Origin of the sequence: Caulobacter sp. Root1472 (assembly GCF_001426985.1) — a bacterium.
Lineage (GTDB): Bacteria > Pseudomonadota > Alphaproteobacteria > Caulobacterales > Caulobacteraceae > Caulobacter > Caulobacter rhizosphaerae.
The window spans coordinates 676,703-697,609 of the sequence record NZ_LMFX01000001.1 but is presented as its reverse complement, the minus strand read 5'-3'; the positions used below and the strand labels follow the sequence as shown (position 1 = coordinate 697,609).

Here is a 20,907-nt window from a genome sequence, read left to right as displayed (position 1 = left end):
TAGAACCTGAACGTAGACTTCCGTTATCGGATGACAAGGCGAGGCCTTCCGGCGCGGGAATCTCGCCGCTATGCTCGCTTCCGAAGTGAGGCGGTTCGGCATGAATCGCCTGCGAGACAAGGTGGAACGACCATGTCGGAGGCGCCGAGAGCGCCCGGCGCGCCTCAGCCTTCGGGCTCGGGCCGGCGCCGGCCGTCGGCCGAGCAGTCGTGCTATGCGGCGCTCGACCTGGGTACGAACAACTGCCGCCTGCTGGTGGCGACGCCTTCGCCGCGCGGGTTTCGCGTCGTCGAGGCCTATTCCCGGATCGTGCGGCTGGGCGAGGGGCTTTCCCAGACGGGCCAGCTCTCGGACGAGGCCATGGACCGCTCCATGGCCGCCCTGAAGGTCTGCGCCGAGAAGATCCGCCGCCGCAAGGTGGTGCGCGTGAAGGCCGTGGCCACTCAGGCTTGCCGGGGTGCGACCAATGGTCCCGACTTCGTTCGTCGGGTGGCCGAGGAGACGGGCCTTCGGCTGCAGATCATCACGCCCAAGGAAGAGGCCCAGCTGTCGGTGGCCGGCTGCATGAGCCTGTTCGACCGTGACGCCGAGGCCGCCCTGGTGGTCGATGTCGGCGGCGGTTCGACCGAACTGTCGTGGGTGGATCTCAAGGGCGGCGGGCTGGACAGCAAGCCGCGCCAGTTCGCGGCCTGGAAGCTGCCGATCAAGGCCTGGCTGTCGATCCCGATCGGCGTGGTCACCCTGGCCGAGCGCTTTCCCGAGGGCGAGCGAGTGGAGGAGGGGTGGTTTCGAGCCATGGTCGACGCGGTCAAGGCCCGGATCGAAGCCTTCCCGCACGCCGAGCCGATGCGGCGGCTGTTCGAGAGCGGCCGCGCCCACATGGTCGGCACCTCCGGCGCGATCACCAGCCTGGCCGGCCTGCACCTGGGCCTGCCGCGCTACGATCGCAACATCGTCGATGGCCTGTGGATGCAGCGCCATGAATGCGAGGCCGCCGCCGACCGCTTGCTGACCCTGACCGCCAGGGAGCGGGCCCTTGAGCCCTGCATCGGCGCCGATCGGGCCGATCTGGTGCTGGCCGGGGCGGCGATCCTGCAGGCCGTTCAGGAGCTTTGGCCGTGTTCACGCGTGCGTGTCGCCGATCGGGGGCTTAGAGAGGGTCTCCTGATGTCCCTGATGTCCGATCAGCAGCAGAAGCCGCGCCGACGCCGGCGCGGCGGCTCCGGTCGGTCATCCCGCCCCTCGACGGTGAACGCATGAACGACGAACCTCCCCGCAAGCGCATGGTCAAGCCGCCGGCCGGCGGCAATGAGAGCGGCCGCGCCAAGCCGGCCCGTCTGAAGACCGCCTTCGGCCGCACACCCTCGCAGCAGGCCTGGCTGGAGCGCCAGATCAACGATCCGTTCTCGGCCAAGGCGCGAGCCCTGGGCTATCGCAGCCGGGCGGCCTTCAAGATCAGCGAGATCGACGACAAGTTCCATTTCTTCCGCAAGGGCTCCCGGGTCATCGACCTGGGGTGCGCCCCCGGCGGCTGGCTGCAGATCGCGGTCGAGCGTGGCGTGACCCAGCTGGTCGGCGTCGACCTGCTGCCCGTGGACCCGGTCGCCCCGGCCCACATCCTGGAGATGGACTTTACCGACCCGTCCTGTCCGCCCAAGCTGATCGAGCTGCTGGGCGGCGCGCCGGACCTGGTGATGTCGGACATGGCGCCCAACACCGTCGGCCACCGCGAGACCGACCACCTGCGCATCGTCGGCCTGATCGAGATCGGCGCCGAATTCGCGATTGAGGTGCTCAAGCCCGGCGGCGCCTTCGTCGCCAAGGCCTTCCAAGGCGGCGAGACGGCCGAGGTGATCGCTAGGCTGAAGAAGCACTTCGAGAAGGTCGTCCACTTCAAGCCCAAGGCCAGCCGCAGCGACAGCTCCGAGGTCTTCCTGGTGGCGACGGGGTTCAGGGGGCGGTAACGCCCTTCAGGATGCAATTAAAGCTTGCAGACTCTTTTTAGTTGCATTATGCCTGGTGATCAATTTTAACGTGATCTCAGGGCTGCGCCTGTTCGGCGCGCTCGCCATCGTTCCTCGCAAAGGAGGAGGTGTGCATGCCGCGTAAATCGGACAAAAAGAACTGTGCTTGCGAGGTCACCGGCGATGGGTTGGGCGTGGAGCCTGGCCGCCGGCTCTATGACCAGGACGCGACCGCCTGGCTTGTGGGGGAGGGCGTGCGGCACATGAACGCCGCCGACGCCGAGGGCGAGCTGGCCTATGTCCGCGTCCTCGAGTTGCTGCGAAAAACGGAGGAGGCCGCCTCCACGATCGCCCGGGTGGCGAGCATCGCGCCCGCCGAAGACATCAGTCTTCGTTGGTCTTTGCTCTACCTTCTAGCGGATCTCGAAGAAGCCCGAGGCCTGGATGTCTTCCTGGCGACCGCCCTTGAGGCGGTCCCCGCGCGGTCACGAGAAAACCGAGGCTGCGAATCGGCCCGCGACGGCGAGATCTTGGTGCGGACGATGGCCATAGAAGGCCTCGGACGCCTGGCCAGCTCGGACAAGCACGCGCTCCACGCGTTGTTCGAGGTCATCGAGCGCCAGGCCGAGCCGGCGCTGCGCATCGAGGCCGTGAAAGCCGTCCTCTCGGTCGCCCCGGACCAGGTGGACCGGTTGAGAGAGATCCTGCCCGAGGACCTGCGGTTCGCCGTCGATATCAAGAAGGTCCGGGCCGAAGTCCTCGACGTCGATTTCGACTCCAAGGCCGTCGACAAGGTCAGGCGGACGCCGTCGCTGGACAAAACCGCGATCACGACGCCGCAATCGGGTTGCGGTCCCTGCTGCTAGAGGAGCCAGACGATGGCGACCTGCACGTTTAACGTTCCGGACCTCAATGCGTCCGGCGACAATCTCTACGGCCCCAAGATCTGCTCGCAGCCATTCATTGACTGGGCCTGGAACGCCTTCGACTTCGACAAGGGCGACTGGGACGACGGCTTCGGCTGGGACGCGGTGTGCGACAACCGGCAGCCGCTGTCGCGCACCATGAGCGGCATCTGGTGCCTGACCTATTCGGCCGAAAACTATCAAAACGAGTCCTACGACAGCAACATCCTGCAGTGGGGCTGCCGCTTCGCATGCAACGCCATCGATGAACTGGACGGCCGTTGCGGATCGGCGGGCAAGATCGCCTGGACCCAGTGGGGGCCGTTCATCGACAACAAGACCGAGCTCTATCTGTCCTACTTCGCCCAGGCGGTGAGCCTGCGGGCGGGCACCTTGGTGCATGAGGCGCGTCATGCCGATGGACGGGGCCATGACGCCGGCGACCGGGATTCGAGCTGGGGCTACAACGGAGCCTGGCGCTGGCAGGTCTGCTGGCTGTCGTGGTTCGCGTCGGCCGGCACGCGGACCTCGACCGCGATGAAGACCCTGGCCCGGCAGCGCGCCAACAATATTCTCAACAGCGATTTCGTCGTCCACCCGGGTTTCAACGTCTGACAGCGGCCTGGCCGTCGGTCGGCGGCGTCCGGAGACCGGCGTGACTTCGCTCCCAACCAGTGTCTGACTCTTTCGAAGCGAAAATTCATCTCCATTTCCAAGGCCAGGCGGGTCGACACGGACGAGCTCCGTAGGTATACGCGGCTCGCAAAATGGAGACTCCAATGGAGATTCGCGAAGGGCTCACCTTCGACGACGTTTTGCTCGAACCCGGTCCGTCAGACGTCATGCCCACCCAGGTGACGACCGAGACCAAGTTCACGCGTGAAATCAGTCTGAACATCCCGCTCGTGTCCGCGGCCATGGACACGGTGACCGAAAGCCGCCTCGCCATCGCCATGGCTCAGGCCGGCGGCATGGGCATCCTGCACCGCAACCTGACGGTGGACGAGCAGGCCGACCACGTGCGCGAAGTGAAGCGCTACGAAAGCGGCATGGTCATCAATCCGCTGACCATCAATCCCGAAACTACCCTGGCGGAGATCCGCGAGATCAAGGCCCGGCGCAAGATCTCGGGCTTCCCTGTGGTCGAGGCCAAGAGCGGCAAGCTGGTCGGCATCCTGACCAATCGCGACATGCGCTTCGAGGGCGACGACAAGGTGCCGGCCTCGGCGCTGATGACCCGCGACAACCTGATCACGGTGTCGGAAGGCATCGATCACCGCGAGGCGCGCGAGCTGCTGCGCAAGCACAAGATCGAGCGCCTGATCGTGGTCGACGACGCCTATCGCGCCGTCGGCCTGATCACCGTCAAGGACATCGAAAAGGCCCAGGCCCACCCCCTGGCCGCCAAGGACGACAAGGGCCGGCTGCTGGTCGGCGCGGCTTCGACGGTCGGCGACGCCGGCTTCGAGCGCTCGATGGGCCTGGTCGACGCCGGCGTCGACGTCGTCGTCATCGACACCGCCCACGGCCACTCCAGCCAGGTCGCCCAGGCGGTGGCTCGCCTGAAACGCGAAGCCAACCGCGTGCAGATCGTGGCCGGCAACATCGCCACCTACGACGCCGCCCGCGCCCTGATCGACGCCGGCGCCGACGCGGTGAAGGTCGGCATCGGCCCGGGCAGCATCTGCACCACCCGCATCGTCGCGGGCGTGGGCGTGCCCCAGCTGACCGCCATCGCCGAAGCCGTCCGCGCGGCCCGCGAGAGCGGTACCCCGGTCATCGCCGACGGCGGCATCAAATATTCCGGCGACCTGGCCAAGGCCATCGCCGCCGGGGCCTCGACCGCCATGATGGGCTCGATGTTCGCCGGCACCGAAGAGGCGCCTGGCGAGGTGTTCCTGTACCAGGGTCGCTCGTACAAGAGCTATCGCGGCATGGGCTCCGTGGGCGCCATGGCCCGCGGCTCGGCCGACCGCTATTTCCAGAAGGACATCACCGACAGCTTCAAGCTGGTGCCTGAAGGCATTGAAGGGCAAACGCCTTTCAAGGGGCCGATCGCGCCGGTGCTGCACCAACTGGTCGGCGGGCTTCGGGCGGCCATGGGCTATGTCGGCGCGCCGGACATCGCCGAGTTCCAGAAGCGCGCTCGCTTCGTGCGGATCACCGGCGCCGGCCTGCGGGAGAGCCACGTCCACGACGTGATGATCACCCGGGAAGCGCCGAACTATCCGAGCGCGGTCTAACCGGTGCGGATGGCCCTCGAACTTCAGATGCTGGGCTGGGCCGTCGTCATCGGCCTGGTCCATCTGATCTGGGCGGCCGCGGCCGCCCAGCCGCAGCGCGGTCTGAAGTGGAACGTGGGTCCGCGCGACACGCCGGTGGTGCTGACGGGCATGGCGGGGCGTCTCGAACGCGCCTTCGCCAATTTCCGCGAGACCTTTCCGCTCTTCGCCGCCGCCGTGCTGGTCGCCTATCTGGGCGGCCGGCTGGGCATGCTCTCGGCCCATGGCGCGGTGCTCTATGTCGGGGCGCGGGCGATCTATATCTTTCTCTATGCCTTCGGCGTGCCGGTCGCCCGGTCGCTGGCTTGGCTGGCTTCCCTGATCGGCATTGGCCTGATCCTGGCGGCCCTGGTGATCTGAAAGCAAAAATGCGCGACGGCGGCAGACTAGCAGCGGCGATCGAGGTCCTCACCGAGATCGAGACGCGTCATTTTCCCGTACGGATGGCGCTGAAGCGCTGGGGCGAGGGCGCGCGCTATGCGGGCTCCAAGGACCGCGCCTTCGTGTCGGGCCTGGCACTGGACGCTCTGCGTCGCAAGCGGTCGCTGGGCTGGATGATGGGCGACGACAGCCCGCGCGGCGTGGTCCTGGGCGTGCTGGCCCACGACTGGAAATGGTCTGCGGATCGGATCGCGGAGGCGGCGGGCGAAGACCACGGCCCCGGCGCCCTGACCGATGCGGAGCGCGAACGTCTGGCCGCGCCCCGCTCGCTGGCCGACGCCCCGGCCCCGGTGGCCGGCGACTACGCCGACTGGCTGCAGCCGCACCTGGCGCGCGCCCTGGGCGCCGACCACGGGGCCGAGATGGCCGCGTTGGCCGAGCGCGCGCCCGTCGACCTGCGCATCAACCTCCTGAAGACTGACGTCGAGCGGGGCGGCAAGGCGGTGGCCCTGATCGGCGCCGAACCGGCCGGCGTCCTGGACACGGCCTTCCGCATCCCCGCGCCCGGCGCCGCCGACCGCACGCCGTCGGTCGAGGCCGTGCCGGCCTTCTCCAAGGGCTGGTTCGAGGTGCAGGACCTGGGCTCGCAGATCGCCGCCGCTACCGCCGGACCGATCAAGGGCAAGCAGGTGCTGGACTTCTGCGCCGGGGGCGGGGGTAAGACCCTGGCCCTGGCGGCCGCCATGGGCAACAGCGGCCAGATCTACGCCCACGACAGCGACGCCCGCCGCCTGGCTGACACCATCCGCCGCGGCCAGAGGGCAGGGGTCCGCAACCTGCAGATCCGCTCGCCCATCGAGGGCGAGCCGTTGAAGGGGCTGGAAGGCAAGCTGGACCTGGTGTTCGTCGACGCCCCCTGTACTGGCTCGGGGACCTGGCGCCGACATCCGGACGCCAAGTGGCGCCTGTCGCCTGACCAGCTGGCCAAGCGCCAGATCGAACAGGACGCGGTGCTGGCCGATGCTTCCGACTTCGTGAAGCCGGGCGGTCGCCTGATCTATGTCACCTGTTCGCTGCTGACCGAGGAGAATGAAGACCGCGTGGCGGCCTTCGTCGAGCGCCATCCGGGGTTCTCGGTGAAGCCGATCGCCGTGGCCGGGCTCGAACAGCATCTGACGCCGGAAGGCTACCTGCGCCTGACCCCGCATCGCGCCGGCACCGACGGCTTCTTCGCCGCCGTGATCGAGCGCGGGTCTTACGTGCCCTAGAGCCGGCCCGACCCTTACGGTCGGGATGAAGGGCTCGCCGAAGAATGAGATTTCTCCCGACAGGGAGACCGAACCGAAACGACACGCTGGAGAACGCCTGACCATGACCGCCGAACCCCACCACCAGCGCGTCCTGATCGTCGATTTCGGCAGCCAGGTCACTCAGCTGATCGCGCGCCGGGTGCGCGAGGCCGGCGTCTATTGCGAGATCCACCCGTTCGACAAGGCCGAGGCTCTGGTCGACGACTACAAGCCCGCCGCCATCATCCTGTCGGGCGGTCCGGCCAGCGTGCTGGAAGAGGACAGCCCTCGCATCGGCCGCAAGCTGTTTGACCTGGGCCTGCCAATGCTGGCCATCTGCTACGGCCAGCAACTGCTGTGCGACGTGCTGGGCGGCAAGGTCGAGGGCGGTCACGCCGGCGAATTCGGCCGCGCCGAGTTGACGGTCGGCAAGGTCAGCCCGCTATTCCAAGGCTTGGCCGGTGTCGGCGAGCTGGAAACCGTCTGGATGAGCCATGGCGACCGCGTCACCGCCATCCCGGAAGGTTTCGAGGTCGTCGCCACCTCGACCGGCGCGCCGTTCGCCGCCATCGCCAACGACGCCAAGAGGATCTACGCCGTCCAGTTCCACCCCGAGGTGGTGCACACGGTCAACGGCGCGCGGATCTACAAGAACTTCCTGGCCCTGGCCGGCCTGAAGGGCGACTGGACCATGGCGGCCTTCCGCCAGGAGATGGTCCAGAAGATCCGCGACCAGGTCGGAGACGGCAAGGTGATCTGCGGCCTGTCGGGCGGCGTCGACAGCTCGGTGGCCGCCGTCCTGATCCACGAAGCGATCGGCGACCAGTTGACCTGCGTGTTCGTCGACACCGGCCTGCTGCGCAAGAACGAGGCCGACCAGGTCGTCACCCTGTTCCGCGACCACTACAACATTCCGCTTATCCACGTGGACGCGGGCGACCTGTTCCTGGGCGAGCTGGCCGGGGTCAGCGACCCGGAGACCAAGCGCAAGACGATCGGCAAGTTGTTCATCGACGTGTTCGACAAGGAGGCCGCCAAGATCGACGGCGCGGCGTTCCTGGCCCAGGGCACGCTTTATCCCGATGTGGTCGAGAGCGTCTCGGCCCGCGGCGGCCCCTCGGCGGTGATCAAGAGCCACCACAATGTCGGCGGCTTGCCCGACTATATGAAGCTGAAGCTCGTCGAGCCGCTGCGCGAGCTGTTCAAGGACGAGGTCCGCGCCCTGGGCGTCGAGCTGGGCCTGGCCCCGGCCTTCGTCGGCCGCCACCCGTTCCCCGGCCCGGGCCTGGCCATCCGCATTCCAGGCGAGATCACGCCCGAGAAGGTCAAGGTCCTGCAGGACGCCGACGCCATCTACCTGGAGGAGATCCGCAAGGCCGGGCTCTACGACAAGATCTGGCAGGCCTTCGCCGTGCTGCTGCCGGTCAAGACGGTCGGTGTGATGGGCGACGCCCGGACCTACGAGAACGTGCTGGCCCTACGCGCGGTCACCTCGACCGACGGCATGACGGCCGACTTCTTCGAGTTTCCCTGGGATGTGCTGGGCAAGACGGCCACCCGGATCATCAACGAGGTCCGCGGCGTCAACCGGGTCGTCTACGACGTGACGTCAAAGCCGCCAGGCACGATTGAGTGGGAGTAGGGTTAGTATAATACCGCAGTCGCCGAATCTGCATCCGTCGTCAACGGCTCACTTTGCCGAGCCCTGAAATGCTGTTCGCCCGCACAGAGCCTCGTGATCCGTAGGGAAGCCCGCTTGCAGTTCGGTGTAAAGCGGCTTCCCAGCGGGGAGATCCGATGGCCAACGCGGCCGCATATTCGGTGACGCTTTCAAAGCGCAGCTCAATGCATTCGTACATTTTTCAATTTAGCTTCACGGAATAGCGCGGCCGGGCTCGTGCCATGCCGACTGCGGGAACATCAGCCGCCTCACGCAATTTCAGCGTGTCGCTGACCACTTCGAGACAACCACCCGCAGACTATCTGGCCGTCCTGTGCTCGTCGTGTGGCCCAGCTCCTGGCGCCCGGCTAATAGATACCATCTAATTGATATAAAAGATGTTTTCGCCCACAGGGGGGCGGGAGTGGCCCTTTTCTTTGACCCAGACCCCCGATCCGCGTCGCGCCGCTTGAAACCCCCCTTTCGATGGCGTCATGCTGCATTTTGATCGTCGCAGACGCGCGGCCAGAAGGGACGCGGACATGGACATCCGCGATCAGGATCGGACCATCGACCAGATTCCGCACGGTGACATGGTCGCGCGGATCCGGGCTTTTGGCTGGGCCGCCACGCCGCTGGGTCCCCGCGACGCCTGGTCGCCGAGTCTGAAGCTGGCGGTCGAGATGATCACCGCCACCAATTTCCCCATGGCCCTGCGGTGGGGTCCGGAGTTGGTGCTGATCTACAACGACGCCTACGCTCCGCTGCTGCGGGAACATCACCCCGGCGGGTTGGGCAAGAGCTTCGCGCAATTTTCCTGGGGCACCCAGGTCGATCTGGAAGGCTCGCAACGGTTGGTGTTGAACGGGGAGGCTCTGGGCCTCTACAGCGAAGACCTGCCGATGCTGGTGCGCCGGGCCGGCGACACCGTCGAGCAGGGCTATTTCAACCTCACGCTCAGTCCCATTCCCGACGACACCACGGCCAGCGGGGTCGGCGGCGTGCTGCTCATCCTGATCGAGACCACCCAGCGAGTGCGCACCGAACACGCCCTGCGCGCCAGCGAGGAGCGCTATCATCTGGCCCTTGAGGCGGCCAGCGGCGTGGGCACCTGGGATTGGGATGTCATCGCCGACAAGCTCTATGGCGATGACCGCTACGCCGCGTTCCACAACCTATCGCCGGAACGCGCCGCCCAGGGCGTGCCGATCGCCGAGACCATGGCGGCGGTGCATCCCGACGACCTAGCCCGCACGTTGAGCGCGGGCCGCAGGTCCCTGAAAATCACCAACAGCTTCCTTGAGGACTACCGGCTGGTCCAGGCCGACGGTTCAGTGAAGTGGGTGCAGGTCCGCGGCCGGGTCTATCGCGACGATAACGGCCAGCCGGTTCGCCATCGCGGCGTGATGGTCGACATCACCGAACGCAAACGGATCGAGGCGGCCCTGGAGGCCACCGAGGCCAACCTGCGCATCGCCGTCGACGCCGCCGGGCTGGGTCGCTGGGACCACTCCCCCCTCACCGGTCAACGTTTTTGGGACAAGCGCTGCCGCCAGATCTTCGGCGTCCCCGACGAGATGGAGAACACCGTCGAGGTGTTCGAGCGCCAAGTGCACCCCGACGATCTGCCATCGGTTCGGGAGGCGGTGCGGGCCGCGATGGACCCGGCCGGCGACGGCGGCATCAACTGCGAATATCGCATCCAGCGCAACGGCGGCAACACGCCGCGCTGGGTCGAGGCCTTCGGCCGCGCCTTCTTCGAGGACGGGCAGTGCGTGCGCTTCGTCGGCGTCGTCAGGGACGTCACCGAGCGCAAGGAAGCCGCCGCCCGCATGGTCCTGCAGGAGGCGACCCTGGCCCTGGCGGTCGACGCGGGCAATGTCGGCACCTGGGACTACAATCCCAACAACGGCGCGCTGGTCTGTAGCGAGCGCCTATATGCGATGTTCGGCATACAGCCCGGCGACCCCGTCATCCTCAAGGACTTCTTCGCCGTCATGCACGACGAGGATCGCGAGGCCACGTGGACGTCCCTCATGCGGGCCATGGACCCGGTGAACGGCGGCGACTACGACGTCGAGTATCGGACGATCGGCCGCGACGACGGGATAGAGCGCTGGATCGCCGCCAAGGGGCGGGCCTTCTTCGACGAGTCGGGCCAGCCTCTGCGAGTGGTTGGCGCCACGGTCGACATCACCGAGCGCAAGCGGGCCGAGCTGCACCTGCGGCTGATGGTCAATGAGCTGAACCATCGGGTGAAGAACACCCTGGCCACGATCCAAGCGATCGCCGCCCAGACCTTCCACGCCACCCGCCCTCTGCCCCAGGCCCAGGCGCGGGAGGCCTTCACGGCCCGGATCATGGCCTTGGCCGAGGCGCACGACATCCTGACCCGCGAGAACTGGGAGGGCGCTGAGATGGAGGATGTGCTCGACCGGCTGCGGAACCTGCACGGCGGGCCCGGCTGCTTCGTGTTCTCGGGCCCGCCGGTGTGGCTGTCGCCGCGCATGGCCCTGTCGCTGTCCATGGCCCTGCATGAGCTGGCCACCAATGCGACCAAGTACGGGGCCCTGTCGGTGCCGGACGGCCAGGTGCGGATCGAATGGACGGTGACGCCCGGCCTCGCCGCCGCGCGCCTGACCCTGACCTGGACCGAGTCCGGTGGTCCGCCGGTCACCGTCCCGACCCGCCGAGGCTTCGGCTCGCGCCTGATCGAACGGGGGCTGACGGCTGAACTGTCGGGCGAGGCGCGGATCGACTTCGCGCCGGAGGGAGTGATCTGCCGCATTGAGGCGGGCCTTCAAGGTTCACCGTGTATTAAAACAAAAGCCTAGAGCATTTGGTCGGACACCATCCAGTCGAATACTCTAAATCATGATTCAAGGGTTCTTTTTAGGGGGCGGTCTGGCGCGTCGAACAGGCTCTCCGCCTTCCACAACGCGCGGCGGTCCAGCTGTTTTCTTCCAAACCTTGGGGATAGCTAGCGTGTGGAGTTCGTGAGGTGGTGAGCGCCACGGCCGGACCTTGATCTGCATCCGGCAACTGGACGTTCAACCACGCCCCTGAGAGGCAAGCTTTGCCTTGCCCCGACCCAACTATTGCGCGCCTGGGCCGCCCCGCTATGGTCTGACCTTTAAGCTTTATTGGTCAGATAATATTTCGACCGATTCAAGCGGGCCTGGAGGAAGCGTGAGCACCCACAAGTTTTTGCCACGCTTGGCGTGCGGCCTGGTCTTGGCCCTGTTGACCACGACCAGCGCCCTGGCCTGCAACACGCCGGTCAGCGTCTGCGCAACGGGCGAGGCGACGAGCCTGGCGCTGATCCGCAAGGGGACGCCTGCCTCGGTCTATGTCGACGCGACGGCCGATCCGGCGGTGCGCCATGCCGCCGAGGGCCTGCGCGGCGATCTGGGACGGGTCAGCGGCGGTGAGGCGGCCAAGCTTTCGGATCTCGCAAAGGCCGACGGCCCCACCGTGATCATCGGCGTACTGGGCGCCAGCCCGGTCATCGACGGCCTTGTCCGCGCCGACAAGCTGAAGGTCGGGGACGTGGCGGGCCAGTGGGAAGGCTTCCGGCAGGTCGTGGTCGAACGGCCGCTCGCCAACGTGCCCCGCGCTCTGGTGATCGTCGGGGCGGATCGGCGCGGGGCGGTCTACGGAGCCTACGACCTTTCCGAGCGTATCGGGGTGTCGCCCTGGGCCTGGTGGGCCGACGTGCCGGTGGCGCGCAAGGCCGACCTGTTCCTGACCGCCGGCGCGCGGGCCGACCATCCGCGCGTGAAGTATCGCGGCTTTTTCATCAACGACGAGGACCCCGCCTTCAGTGGCTGGGCCAAGAAGACGTTCGGCGGCATCAACGCCGATCTCTACGCCCACGTCTTCGAGCTGACCCTGCGCCTGAAGGGCAACTACCTGTGGCCGGCCATGTGGGCGCCCAAGGCCTTCAACGACGATGATCCGCGCAACAAGGTCCTGGCCGACGAGATGGGCGTGGTCATGGGCAGCTCGCACCACGAGCCGATGACCCGGGCCCAGAGCGAGTGGCATCGCAATACAGACCAGGGTGTGACTGGCGGGCGGTGGGACTATGCGACCAACGGCGACAACCTGCGCGCCTTCTGGCGCGGCGGCATCGAGCGGATGATGTCCAAGGGCGACGGGACGCCCTACGAAAGCCTGGTGACGGTGGGCATGCGCGGCGACGGCGACGAGCCGATGGCCGAGGGCGCGGCGACCCAGCTCCTGGAAAAGGTGGTCGCCGACCAGCGTCGGATCATCGCCGAGGTCACCGGCAAGCCGCCCGAGAAGACCCCGCAGGTCTGGGCTCTCTACAAGGAGGTGCTGGACTATTACGACCACGGCATGCGCGTGCCCGACGACGTGACCCTGCTGTTCGCCGACGACAACTGGGGTGAGATCCGGCGCCTGCCGGTGGCGGGAAAGGACCCGTTGGATCGAGCCGGCGGCTACGGCGTCTACTACCATTTCGACTATGTGGGGGCGCCCCGGAACTACAAGTGGATCAACACCAACCAGGTGGCCAAGACCTGGCAGCAGATGAACCTGGCCTATGAGCGCGGCGCGCGCAGCCTATGGATCGTCAATGTCGGCGACATCAAGCCGCTGGAATATCCGCTCGACTTTTTCATGCGCATGGCCTGGAACCCCGAGGCCATGACGCCCAAGGCGCTGGAAGCCTTTCCCGGGCGATGGGCCAGCCAGACCTTCGGGGCCGAACTGGGCCCGGAGATCGGCGAGGTCATGGCGACCTATGGAACCCAGGCCTCGCGGCGCAAGCCCGAGCTGATCGACCAGGACAGCTTCCCCATCGGATCGGAGACCGGTCCGGTGCTGGATGGCGGCCAGTTCGGTGACATCGTCGAGGACTGGCGGCGGCTGGTCGCCAAGGTCGAGGCGATCAAGATCCGCCTGCGCCCGGACCAGCGGGACGCCTATTTCCAGCTGGTCGAATATCCGGTGCTGGCCGTCTCCAACCTTTACGAGATGTACTACGCCACGGCCTGGAACCGGCGCCTCGCCTCGCGCAACGACGCCCGGGCCAACGCCTTCGCCGACCAGGTGGAGACGGCCTTCAGACGCGACGCCGACCTGACCGCGCAATACCACGCCCTGAACGGCGGCAAGTGGGACGGCATGATGAACCAGGTCCACATGAGCTATGTGATCTGGAACGACCCCACCCAGCAGTCGATGCCCAGCATCACCCGGGTGGCGGCCGACACGCCGCCCGACAAGCTGTCGGCCAAGGTCAGGTTCGCGCCATCAGCGCCTTCCGATCCGCGCCTGGTCACGATCGAGGCCTTCAGGTTCGCCCGCGCGATCGGCGGCAAGGGCCTGGCCTGGACGGTGCTGTCCGATCTTGGCCAAGGCGACGCCGTGGTGGCGCTGCCGCAGGGCCGGCCCGCGACGGACGTCCGCGACGGCGTCCGGCTGGACTACGCCGTGTCGGTTCCGCGCGCGGGCCCGGCCAAGGTTCGACTGCGCCTGGCGCCGACCTTGGACACAACGGGCGGCAAGGGCGTCCGGATCGGCGTCTCGCTGGACCATGGCCCCGTCCACGTGGTGACCGCCAATCTGGTCCCGACCGCCGGCGCGGCCTCGACACCCGAACAGGTCGCCTGGGTGGCCGCGGTCAAGGACCACGGGCACACGGTCGAGACGCTCTTCCCAGACGTTGCGGCGGGCGCGCACGTGGTCAAGGTCTGGCGGCTGGACGACAACGCGGTGTTGGAGGAACTGATCGTCGATACGCGGTGACCTTCGCCAGAGTCCACGGGGTCGCCCATTTCGGCAGGAGCCCGTCCCATTTGAGATCACCGGGCCCACAACAGACGCCTGGGCGGTTTGGCTGAAGGTGCGAGGACGGCGAAACGACGACTGGCTGTTTCCCAGCCGCAGTCGACCCGGCGACCACGTAAGCACGCGGCAGTACGCACGACTGGTCGACAAGTGGGTGTCGATGATTGAACTCGAACCTCGGGCCCATGGCGCGCATAGCCTCCGCCGAACGAAGGTGGCGCTGATCTACAAGAAGACCGGCAATTTGCGCGCTTGCCAACTTCTGCTCGGACACAGAAGCTTGAAAGCACGGTCCGATACCTTGGCATTGAGGTCGACGACGCGCTGGAGATGTCCGAGCAGCTCGACCTTTGAGGTATCAGTTTACCAGCTTTAGCGGGTGACGCGCCTCCACTGAACGTCGAGTCCTGGATGGGCGCCAACGGTAGCAATGGGCGCGACTTGGCCCTCGACTTTCGCCGGGTCTCTGATTTCAACTCTTCACGATCCGTAGCTCAGACGCCGCTGGATTCATGCGCTGTCAGCGCAGTCCCGCCGACGTCGCCCGAATGGCGTCGATCGTCATTTTCGCGAGGGGGCTCAGGGTTCGATTGCGCAGCGTGTAGATCGCCACGGGTCTCAGGGTGATCCCAAGATCGACCGGCAATGGCGCGCGTCGGACTGATCGCCTTGAGCCTTTTGTTCCTTCCGCACCCCCCAAACGGGGATTGTGGCGCCTGTCCCGTCCTCGCTAGGTCGAAGCTCGCCGTTCGAGAGACGGTGGTCTTTCAAGTGATCGAGTGGGGGTGTTGCATGTCGAAGAACCAGATCGGACGAGGTGAGACGCAGCGTAGTCCACGAGCCCTGTGGCTGGCGGGGACGGCCTTGGGGTGCTCGCTATTGGTCCAGCCCGCCGCCGCCGTCGCCGCCGACGAGTGCGGTGCGCCCGTGAGCGGCGTGGTGACCTGTCCGGCCACGACCACCGGCGTCAGCTACGCGACCATCGACGACTTGGTTGTGAATCTCCCGGCCTCGGCCTCCAACACCGGCGCGATCGCCGTGAAGGTTTCCGGCGGGGCCGGGAAGGTCGGAGTCGTTGCGGCCGACATCGCCACCAGCGGCGACAATGCGCCGGGTCTCGTGGTGACCACCACCAGCGGCGCGATCGACATCGACGTCGCCAAGGCGGCCACGTCCGGAACGGGCTTCGGCGGTGTCGATACAAATGACGCGATCATCGCGCTGTCGGACAGCGGCGCGGTCAAGGTCAAGGCCGGCGAGTTGTCGACGGCCGGGGTCTATACGTCCGGCGTCGCGGCGGAGTCGAAGACCGGCGATGTCACGGTCGAGGTTGGCAGGGTCGTTTCCACCGGTCTGAACGGCGGCATCATTTCGGCCCGCGCGCTGAGCGGCCCTCCCGGTGCTCCGACCGCCGGCGGCAAGGTGACCGTGGTCATCGGCGAAGCCTCGACCACCCAGCCCAACGGCGTCATTGGCGCCTATGCGTTCGGCGACGTTTCGGTGACCGCGGGCAAGATCACCGCGACGGGCGCGCCGACCGTCACGCCGGCGGGCAACACGGCCTATGGCCAGGCGATCGGCGCGCGCAGCTATAACGGCGACGTCAGAATCAAGGTCGACGAGCTGTCGACCAGCGGCGTAGGTTTCCTGGGCGTCAGCGCCAACGCCGTCGGCGACGCGACCATCGAGAGCGGAACGGTCACCACGGCCAGCGACGGCGCATACGGGATCTACGTGAAGGCGGGCGACGTGGCCAAGGTCGCAGCCGACACCACGACCACCGACGGCGCGGTCACCTACGACAACGCGACCCACTACACCGACGCCATTCGCGTCGAGGCGGCCGGCCTGATGGACGTGACCTCGCAACGCGCCAGTGCAACGGGCGACGGCGGCTCGGCGATTGTGGCTAAGGGCGACGGGGCGATCAAGATCGTCAGCGGCGAGGCCTCGGCGACGGGCGGCGCAGTCACCGCCGGCGGCGTCCAGGTCTTCGCCAACGCCATCAGCGCCCAGAGCTTCCTGGGCGGCATCGACATCACCAGCGACAAGGCCAGCGCCGGCGGCGCCCAGTCCTGGGCGATCTACGCCTCGGCGGCCAATGGCGCGATCAACATCGACAGCGGGACCGCCACCGCGGCTGGAGCGGGCGGCCGGGCGATCTACGCCAACGGCGGCGGCGGGGTGACGATCAAGAGCGACTTGGCCTCGACCGTGGGCGGTTCCAGCGCGAGCAATTCGGCCGACGCCATCATGGCGCTGACGTTCAACAAGACGGCCGACATCGACATCAGCAGCGGCTCGGCCAGCACCGCCGGCAACGGCGCACGCGGCATCTATGCCTGGACCAACACGGGCGACGTCGCCATCGACAGCGGCCAGGTGACCACCACCGGCGCGGACGCCCACGGGATCATGGTCGACGCCGACGGGGTCCTGACCTATGGCGCGCCGCATGTTCCGGGCGGCGGCACGGGCGCGCTGAGCATCGTCAGCGACATCATCAGCGCCACGGGCGCGGGTTCGACCGGCGTCTGGGTGGACCACGCCGGTCCGATCAGCATCGACAGCGGCGAGATCACAGTCGGCAATGGCGCGGGCCTCTACGTCTATGGTCAGGGCGCGGTGAACGTTTCGGCCGACAAGGTGACGGCTGGCGGCACGGGCGTGGTGGTCTACGGCCGCGCGGGCGCGGTCCATGTGACCACCGGCTCGGTCTCCGCCGGGTCCTCCGGAGACGTGGGCGTCTTCATCCAGAGTACGACGGGCGACATCGTGGTCGACGCCGGCGTCACACGCACCGCCAACACCGGCTTGAGCGGCGGCGGCTTCACGGCCGACGGCGTGGGCGCGCTGTCGACCAACGGCGGCCGCGTGATCGTCAACAGCGCCGACTCCGCCGTGGTCGGCCAGTACGCCACCGCCGTGTGGGGGCAGTCCACCGGCGGCGTGGTCGAGATCAACAGCGGCAAGGCCCGGGCCGACAGCGCCAGCACCCTGGCTCTGTTTGGGCGTGGCGACCAGGTGAAGGTCGTCAGCGAAGACGCCGAGATCGTCGGAACCGGTTCGCGCGCCATCCAGGCCCTGGCCGACAATGGCGACGTGACGGTGACCTCGGGTCGTGCGGTCGCCAAGGACGCCAACAGCGTCGCCATCGATCTGTACGCCAGCCACGACGCCAACCTCAACGTCACGGGTGAAACCCTGGGCGGCCTGAGCGGGGTCCGGGTTTCGGCCCTCAACCGAGCCGAGGTCACGGTCGGGGCGGACGCCTCGGTCACCGCGCTCGGCGGCGTCGGAATCGAGTTCCGGGCCGTTCCCGTGCCGGGCGGCTCGGGCTCGCCGACGGCCGGTTATGGCGCCAGCCTGACCACGGCCGGCCATGTCGGCGGCAGCGGCGCGACCGCCGTGAAGTTCGCTGGCGGCGCCGACACCCTGACCCTGCTGACGGGCGCCAGCTTCGCCGGCGCCGTAGACGGTGGGGGCGGGCTGGACAGCCTGGTGCTGAAGGGGACCTCCAGCCAGCAGACCGCCGACCAGACGTTCGGCGACATCGTCGGCTTCGAGACCGCCAAGATCGAGACCGGCGACTGGACCCTGGCGGGCCTGCTGCAGGCCGACAGCATCGCCATCGCCTCGGGCGCGACTCTGCGCATCGACGACAAGCAGAACCGCAACGCCGGACTCGAGACCACGACGCCAGGCGCGGCTGTTTCGATCCGCAACGACGGCACGCTGATCTCGCAGAGCTACGACGACAACCTCTATGCCGACAGCGGGACGCTTTCGATCAGCGGGACGGGCGACGTCGTGCTGAACTCGGGCGCGATCCTGGCCTCCGGCGCCTGGACCTATACGGGCGTGACGCGGGTGAACGGCGGCGAGCTGCATGTGGCGACCGACATCGGCGGCGGCCTGGAGCAGACCGGCGGCGTCGTCGTGGTCGGCGCTCGCTACGTGACCGACGACGCGGGTCTGGCCACGGTGAAGGTCGCCGGACCGGGCGTGACCGGCGGTTTCGCCGGCGGGCTCAAGGTCGACGGCGGCCAGTTGTTCATCGGTCGGGCGGGCGGCTACGAACTGACCAACGCCCTGTCGGGCGCCGGCGGCGAGGTGATCTGGGCTGGCGACGGCGACCTGACCCTGTCGGGCGTCTATTCGCGCACGGGCCTGCTGACCAACGACGGCGGGCTGGTGACGATCGCCAACCTTTCGGCGGACTCGCGGCTGGACTTGAAGGGCGACGCCTTCGTCCTGGCCTCGGGCGTCAAGACGACCGGCGGGCTGTCGGGCGACGCCGACCTGGACATCGGGGCCGGAACCCTGACGATCGCCCAGGCCAACGCCTCCGCCTATTCCGGCGACCTGACGGGCGCCGGCGGCCTGACCAAGTCCGGCGCCGCGACCCTAACCTTGAGCGGCGCGGCGGCCTATGCCGGACCGACCACGGTTTCGGGCGGCAAGCTGCTGTTGACGGGGTCGATGAGCAGTGACGTCGCGGTGGCCTCGGGCGCGACCCTGCAGATCGGCGACGGTGGTACGGAGGGTGCGCTGACCGGTGACCTGGCGATCGCCGGCACGGCGATTTTCAATCGTTCGGACGATTACGACTTCGGCGGCGACATCACCGGGTCGGGCGAGCTGGTCAAGCTGGGCGCGTCCCGCCTGACTCTGTCGGGCCAGTACGGCTTCACCGGCGCGACGACGGTCCAGGGCGGCTCGGTGCGCATCCTACACCTGCCGCAGACCGCCGAGGTCCAGGTCGACAACGGCGTGCTGGACCTCAGCGGCCTGACCCAGACCATCACCAATCTCAGTGGCGGCGCGACGGGCGAGGTCGACATCGACGGCGGGGCCCTGACCGTCAACCAGTCGGGCAGCACCACCTTCGCCGGCGCGATCACCGGCTCGGGCTCGTTCACGATCACCGGCGGCGGCGTGTTCGAGCTGACCGGCGCCAATACCTATACCGGCCCGACCACGGTCGGGGCCGGCAAGCTCAAGGTCAACGGCTCGGTGACGTCCGACGTCACGGTCGGCGCTTCGGGCGCGCTTGGCGGCTCCGGAACCATCGGCGGCGACGTGGTCGTGCAGACCGGCGGCCAGGTCACGCCCGGCAATTCGCCTGGGATACTGACCGTGGCCGGCGACTTCACCTTCGCCGCCGGCTCGACCTACCAGGTCGAGGTGCTGCCGACCGGTGAGCACGACCTGATCGTGGTGGGCGGCTCCGCCACCATCCAGACTGGCGCCAAGGTCGCCGTGCTGGCCGGCGGTCCGGCCTCGCAATACGCCCGGTTGAGCCAGTACGGCATCCTGACCTCGGCGGGCGGCATCACGGGCCGGTTCTCCAGCGTCACCAGCGACATGGCGTTCCTGACGCCGAGCCTGACCTACACGGCCAACGCCGTACGCCTGAACCTGGTGCGCAACGACATCCGCTTCGCCAGCTTCGCCACGACCCCGAACCAGGCCCGCGTGGCCACGGCCGCCGAAGCCCCCGGCTTGGGCGCGCCGATCTATGACGCCCTCGTCACCCAGAACGCGGGGGGCTCGGTCCAGGCCTACGACGCCCTGGACGGCCAGATCTACGCTGACGCCTCCACCGTCCTGGCGGGCGAGGCGGGACGCTTGCGCGAGGCGATCCAGACGCGCAGCGCGGTTTCGGCGGAAGTCGTCGGCGGCTGGGGCGACGTCCTGGCGGGCTGGAGCACGCTCGACTCCGGAGCGGGCGCGGCGGGTCTCAAGGTCAGCGGCGCGGGCCTGGTGGTCGGCGGCGACAAGATGCTTGGCGAGACCCGCCTGGGCCTGGCCGCGGCCTATGGCGAGAGCCAAGCCACGGTGTCGGCGCGTAGCAGCCGCGCGGAGGCCGCCGGCGGCCAGGTCGCGGCCTACGCCGCCACGGCCTTCGGACCGCTGCGCGCCAATCTGGGCGGCGCCTATGCCTGGTCGTCGGTCGACGCCGAGCGGGTGGTGCTGTTCCCGGGCGCTCAGGACCGCCTCAAGGGCAAGTACGACGCCACCGTCGGTCAGGTCTTCGGTCAGGTCTCGGCCCCACTAACGCTCGGCGCGACCTCGGTCGAACCGTTCGTGTCGGCCAGCTATCTGCGCGTGAAGAGCGACGACTTCAGCGAAACCGGCGGCTTCGCGGCCCTTAAAGTGGATGGAGGCGCCCGCGATCTTGGCGTCGTTGACGTCGGAGTGAAGGTGAGAGGCCAGTTCGGCGTCGGCTCGACCGCGGTTCTGCGGCCGCGCGCCGCGATCGCCTGGCGGATGACCACGGGCGACCTGGCGGGCGAAACCTCCAACGCCTTCACGGGCGGGACGACCCGTTTCGTGGTCAGCGGCGCCAAGTACGACGCCGGCGCCCTGGCGGTTCAGTTCGGCCTCGACCTGACCTCGGGCGATCGCGTTCGATTCGGGGTGACCTACGAAGGGACCTATGGCGATCGCTACGAAGCCCAAGCCATCCGCGCCGGCGGCGCTTGGCGCTTCTAGGCGCGCGCTCCCCTGGAACGCGTCCAAGGCGAGGTGGTCGAGGGCGCCTGGTGCGTTCTCGACCGGTCGTCGCTTGAACCCGCGCGGCTTGAGCGGATGGTCCCGGTC

The 20,907-nt window shown here is 67.9% G+C and carries 11 protein-coding genes and 1 pseudogene; all 12 read left to right on the top strand.

The window, feature by feature from the left end:
• The first annotated feature begins 132 nt into the window (after positions 1 to 132).
• Positions 133 to 1,260, top strand: a complete 1,128-nt coding sequence (locus ASD47_RS02895; RefSeq protein ID WP_056751314.1) for a Ppx/GppA phosphatase family protein — start codon at positions 133 to 135, stop codon at positions 1,258 to 1,260.
• On the top strand, positions 1,257 to 1,964 hold the full coding sequence (locus ASD47_RS02890; protein ID WP_056751311.1) for an RlmE family RNA methyltransferase: 708 nt from the start codon (positions 1,257 to 1,259) through the stop codon (positions 1,962 to 1,964). Before ASD47_RS02895 ends, ASD47_RS02890 begins: the two co-directional genes overlap by 4 nt.
• Positions 1,965 to 2,227: 263 nt before the next feature.
• On the top strand, positions 2,228 to 2,830 hold the full coding sequence (locus ASD47_RS02885; protein WP_156402078.1) for a hypothetical protein: 603 nt from the start codon (positions 2,228 to 2,230) through the stop codon (positions 2,828 to 2,830).
• Positions 2,831 to 2,842: 12 nt separating this feature from the next.
• The gene (locus tag ASD47_RS02880) at positions 2,843 to 3,484 is read left to right on the top strand and encodes a hypothetical protein (RefSeq protein ID WP_056751306.1); all 642 of its coding nucleotides are present in this window, start codon (positions 2,843 to 2,845) and stop codon (positions 3,482 to 3,484) included.
• Between the two features lie 164 nt (positions 3,485 to 3,648).
• Positions 3,649 to 5,112: an IMP dehydrogenase gene (guaB, locus tag ASD47_RS02875; RefSeq protein ID WP_056751303.1), complete on the top strand. Its 1,464-nt coding sequence runs from the start codon at positions 3,649 to 3,651 to the stop codon at positions 5,110 to 5,112.
• A gap of 3 nt (positions 5,113 to 5,115) precedes the next feature.
• Positions 5,116 to 5,511: an MAPEG family protein gene (locus tag ASD47_RS02870; RefSeq protein ID WP_056751299.1), complete on the top strand. Its 396-nt coding sequence runs from the start codon at positions 5,116 to 5,118 to the stop codon at positions 5,509 to 5,511.
• An 8-nt stretch (positions 5,512 to 5,519) separates the two neighbouring features.
• Positions 5,520 to 6,800, top strand: coding sequence for an RsmB/NOP family class I SAM-dependent RNA methyltransferase (locus ASD47_RS02865; RefSeq protein ID WP_056751295.1), 1,281 nt, complete (start codon positions 5,520 to 5,522; stop codon positions 6,798 to 6,800).
• Between the two features lie 103 nt (positions 6,801 to 6,903).
• A complete protein-coding gene (gene guaA / locus ASD47_RS02860; protein ID WP_056751292.1) occupies positions 6,904 to 8,463 on the top strand; it encodes a glutamine-hydrolyzing GMP synthase in 1,560 nt (519 codons plus the stop codon).
• 560 nt (positions 8,464 to 9,023) lie between these two features.
• Complete coding sequence (locus ASD47_RS02855; RefSeq protein WP_056751289.1) at positions 9,024 to 11,315, top strand: PAS domain-containing protein; 2,292 nt, start codon at positions 9,024 to 9,026, stop codon at positions 11,313 to 11,315.
• 355 nt (positions 11,316 to 11,670) lie between these two features.
• The gene (locus tag ASD47_RS02850) at positions 11,671 to 14,259 is read left to right on the top strand and encodes a glycosyl hydrolase 115 family protein (RefSeq protein ID WP_156402076.1); all 2,589 of its coding nucleotides are present in this window, start codon (positions 11,671 to 11,673) and stop codon (positions 14,257 to 14,259) included.
• A gap of 37 nt (positions 14,260 to 14,296) precedes the next feature.
• Positions 14,297 to 14,655: pseudogene (locus ASD47_RS25960) on the top strand (tyrosine-type recombinase/integrase); the annotation flags it as partial.
• Between the two features lie 525 nt (positions 14,656 to 15,180).
• Complete coding sequence (locus ASD47_RS02845) at positions 15,181 to 20,799, top strand: autotransporter domain-containing protein (RefSeq protein ID WP_056751285.1); 5,619 nt, start codon at positions 15,181 to 15,183, stop codon at positions 20,797 to 20,799.
• Positions 20,800 to 20,907 lie beyond the last annotated feature (108 nt).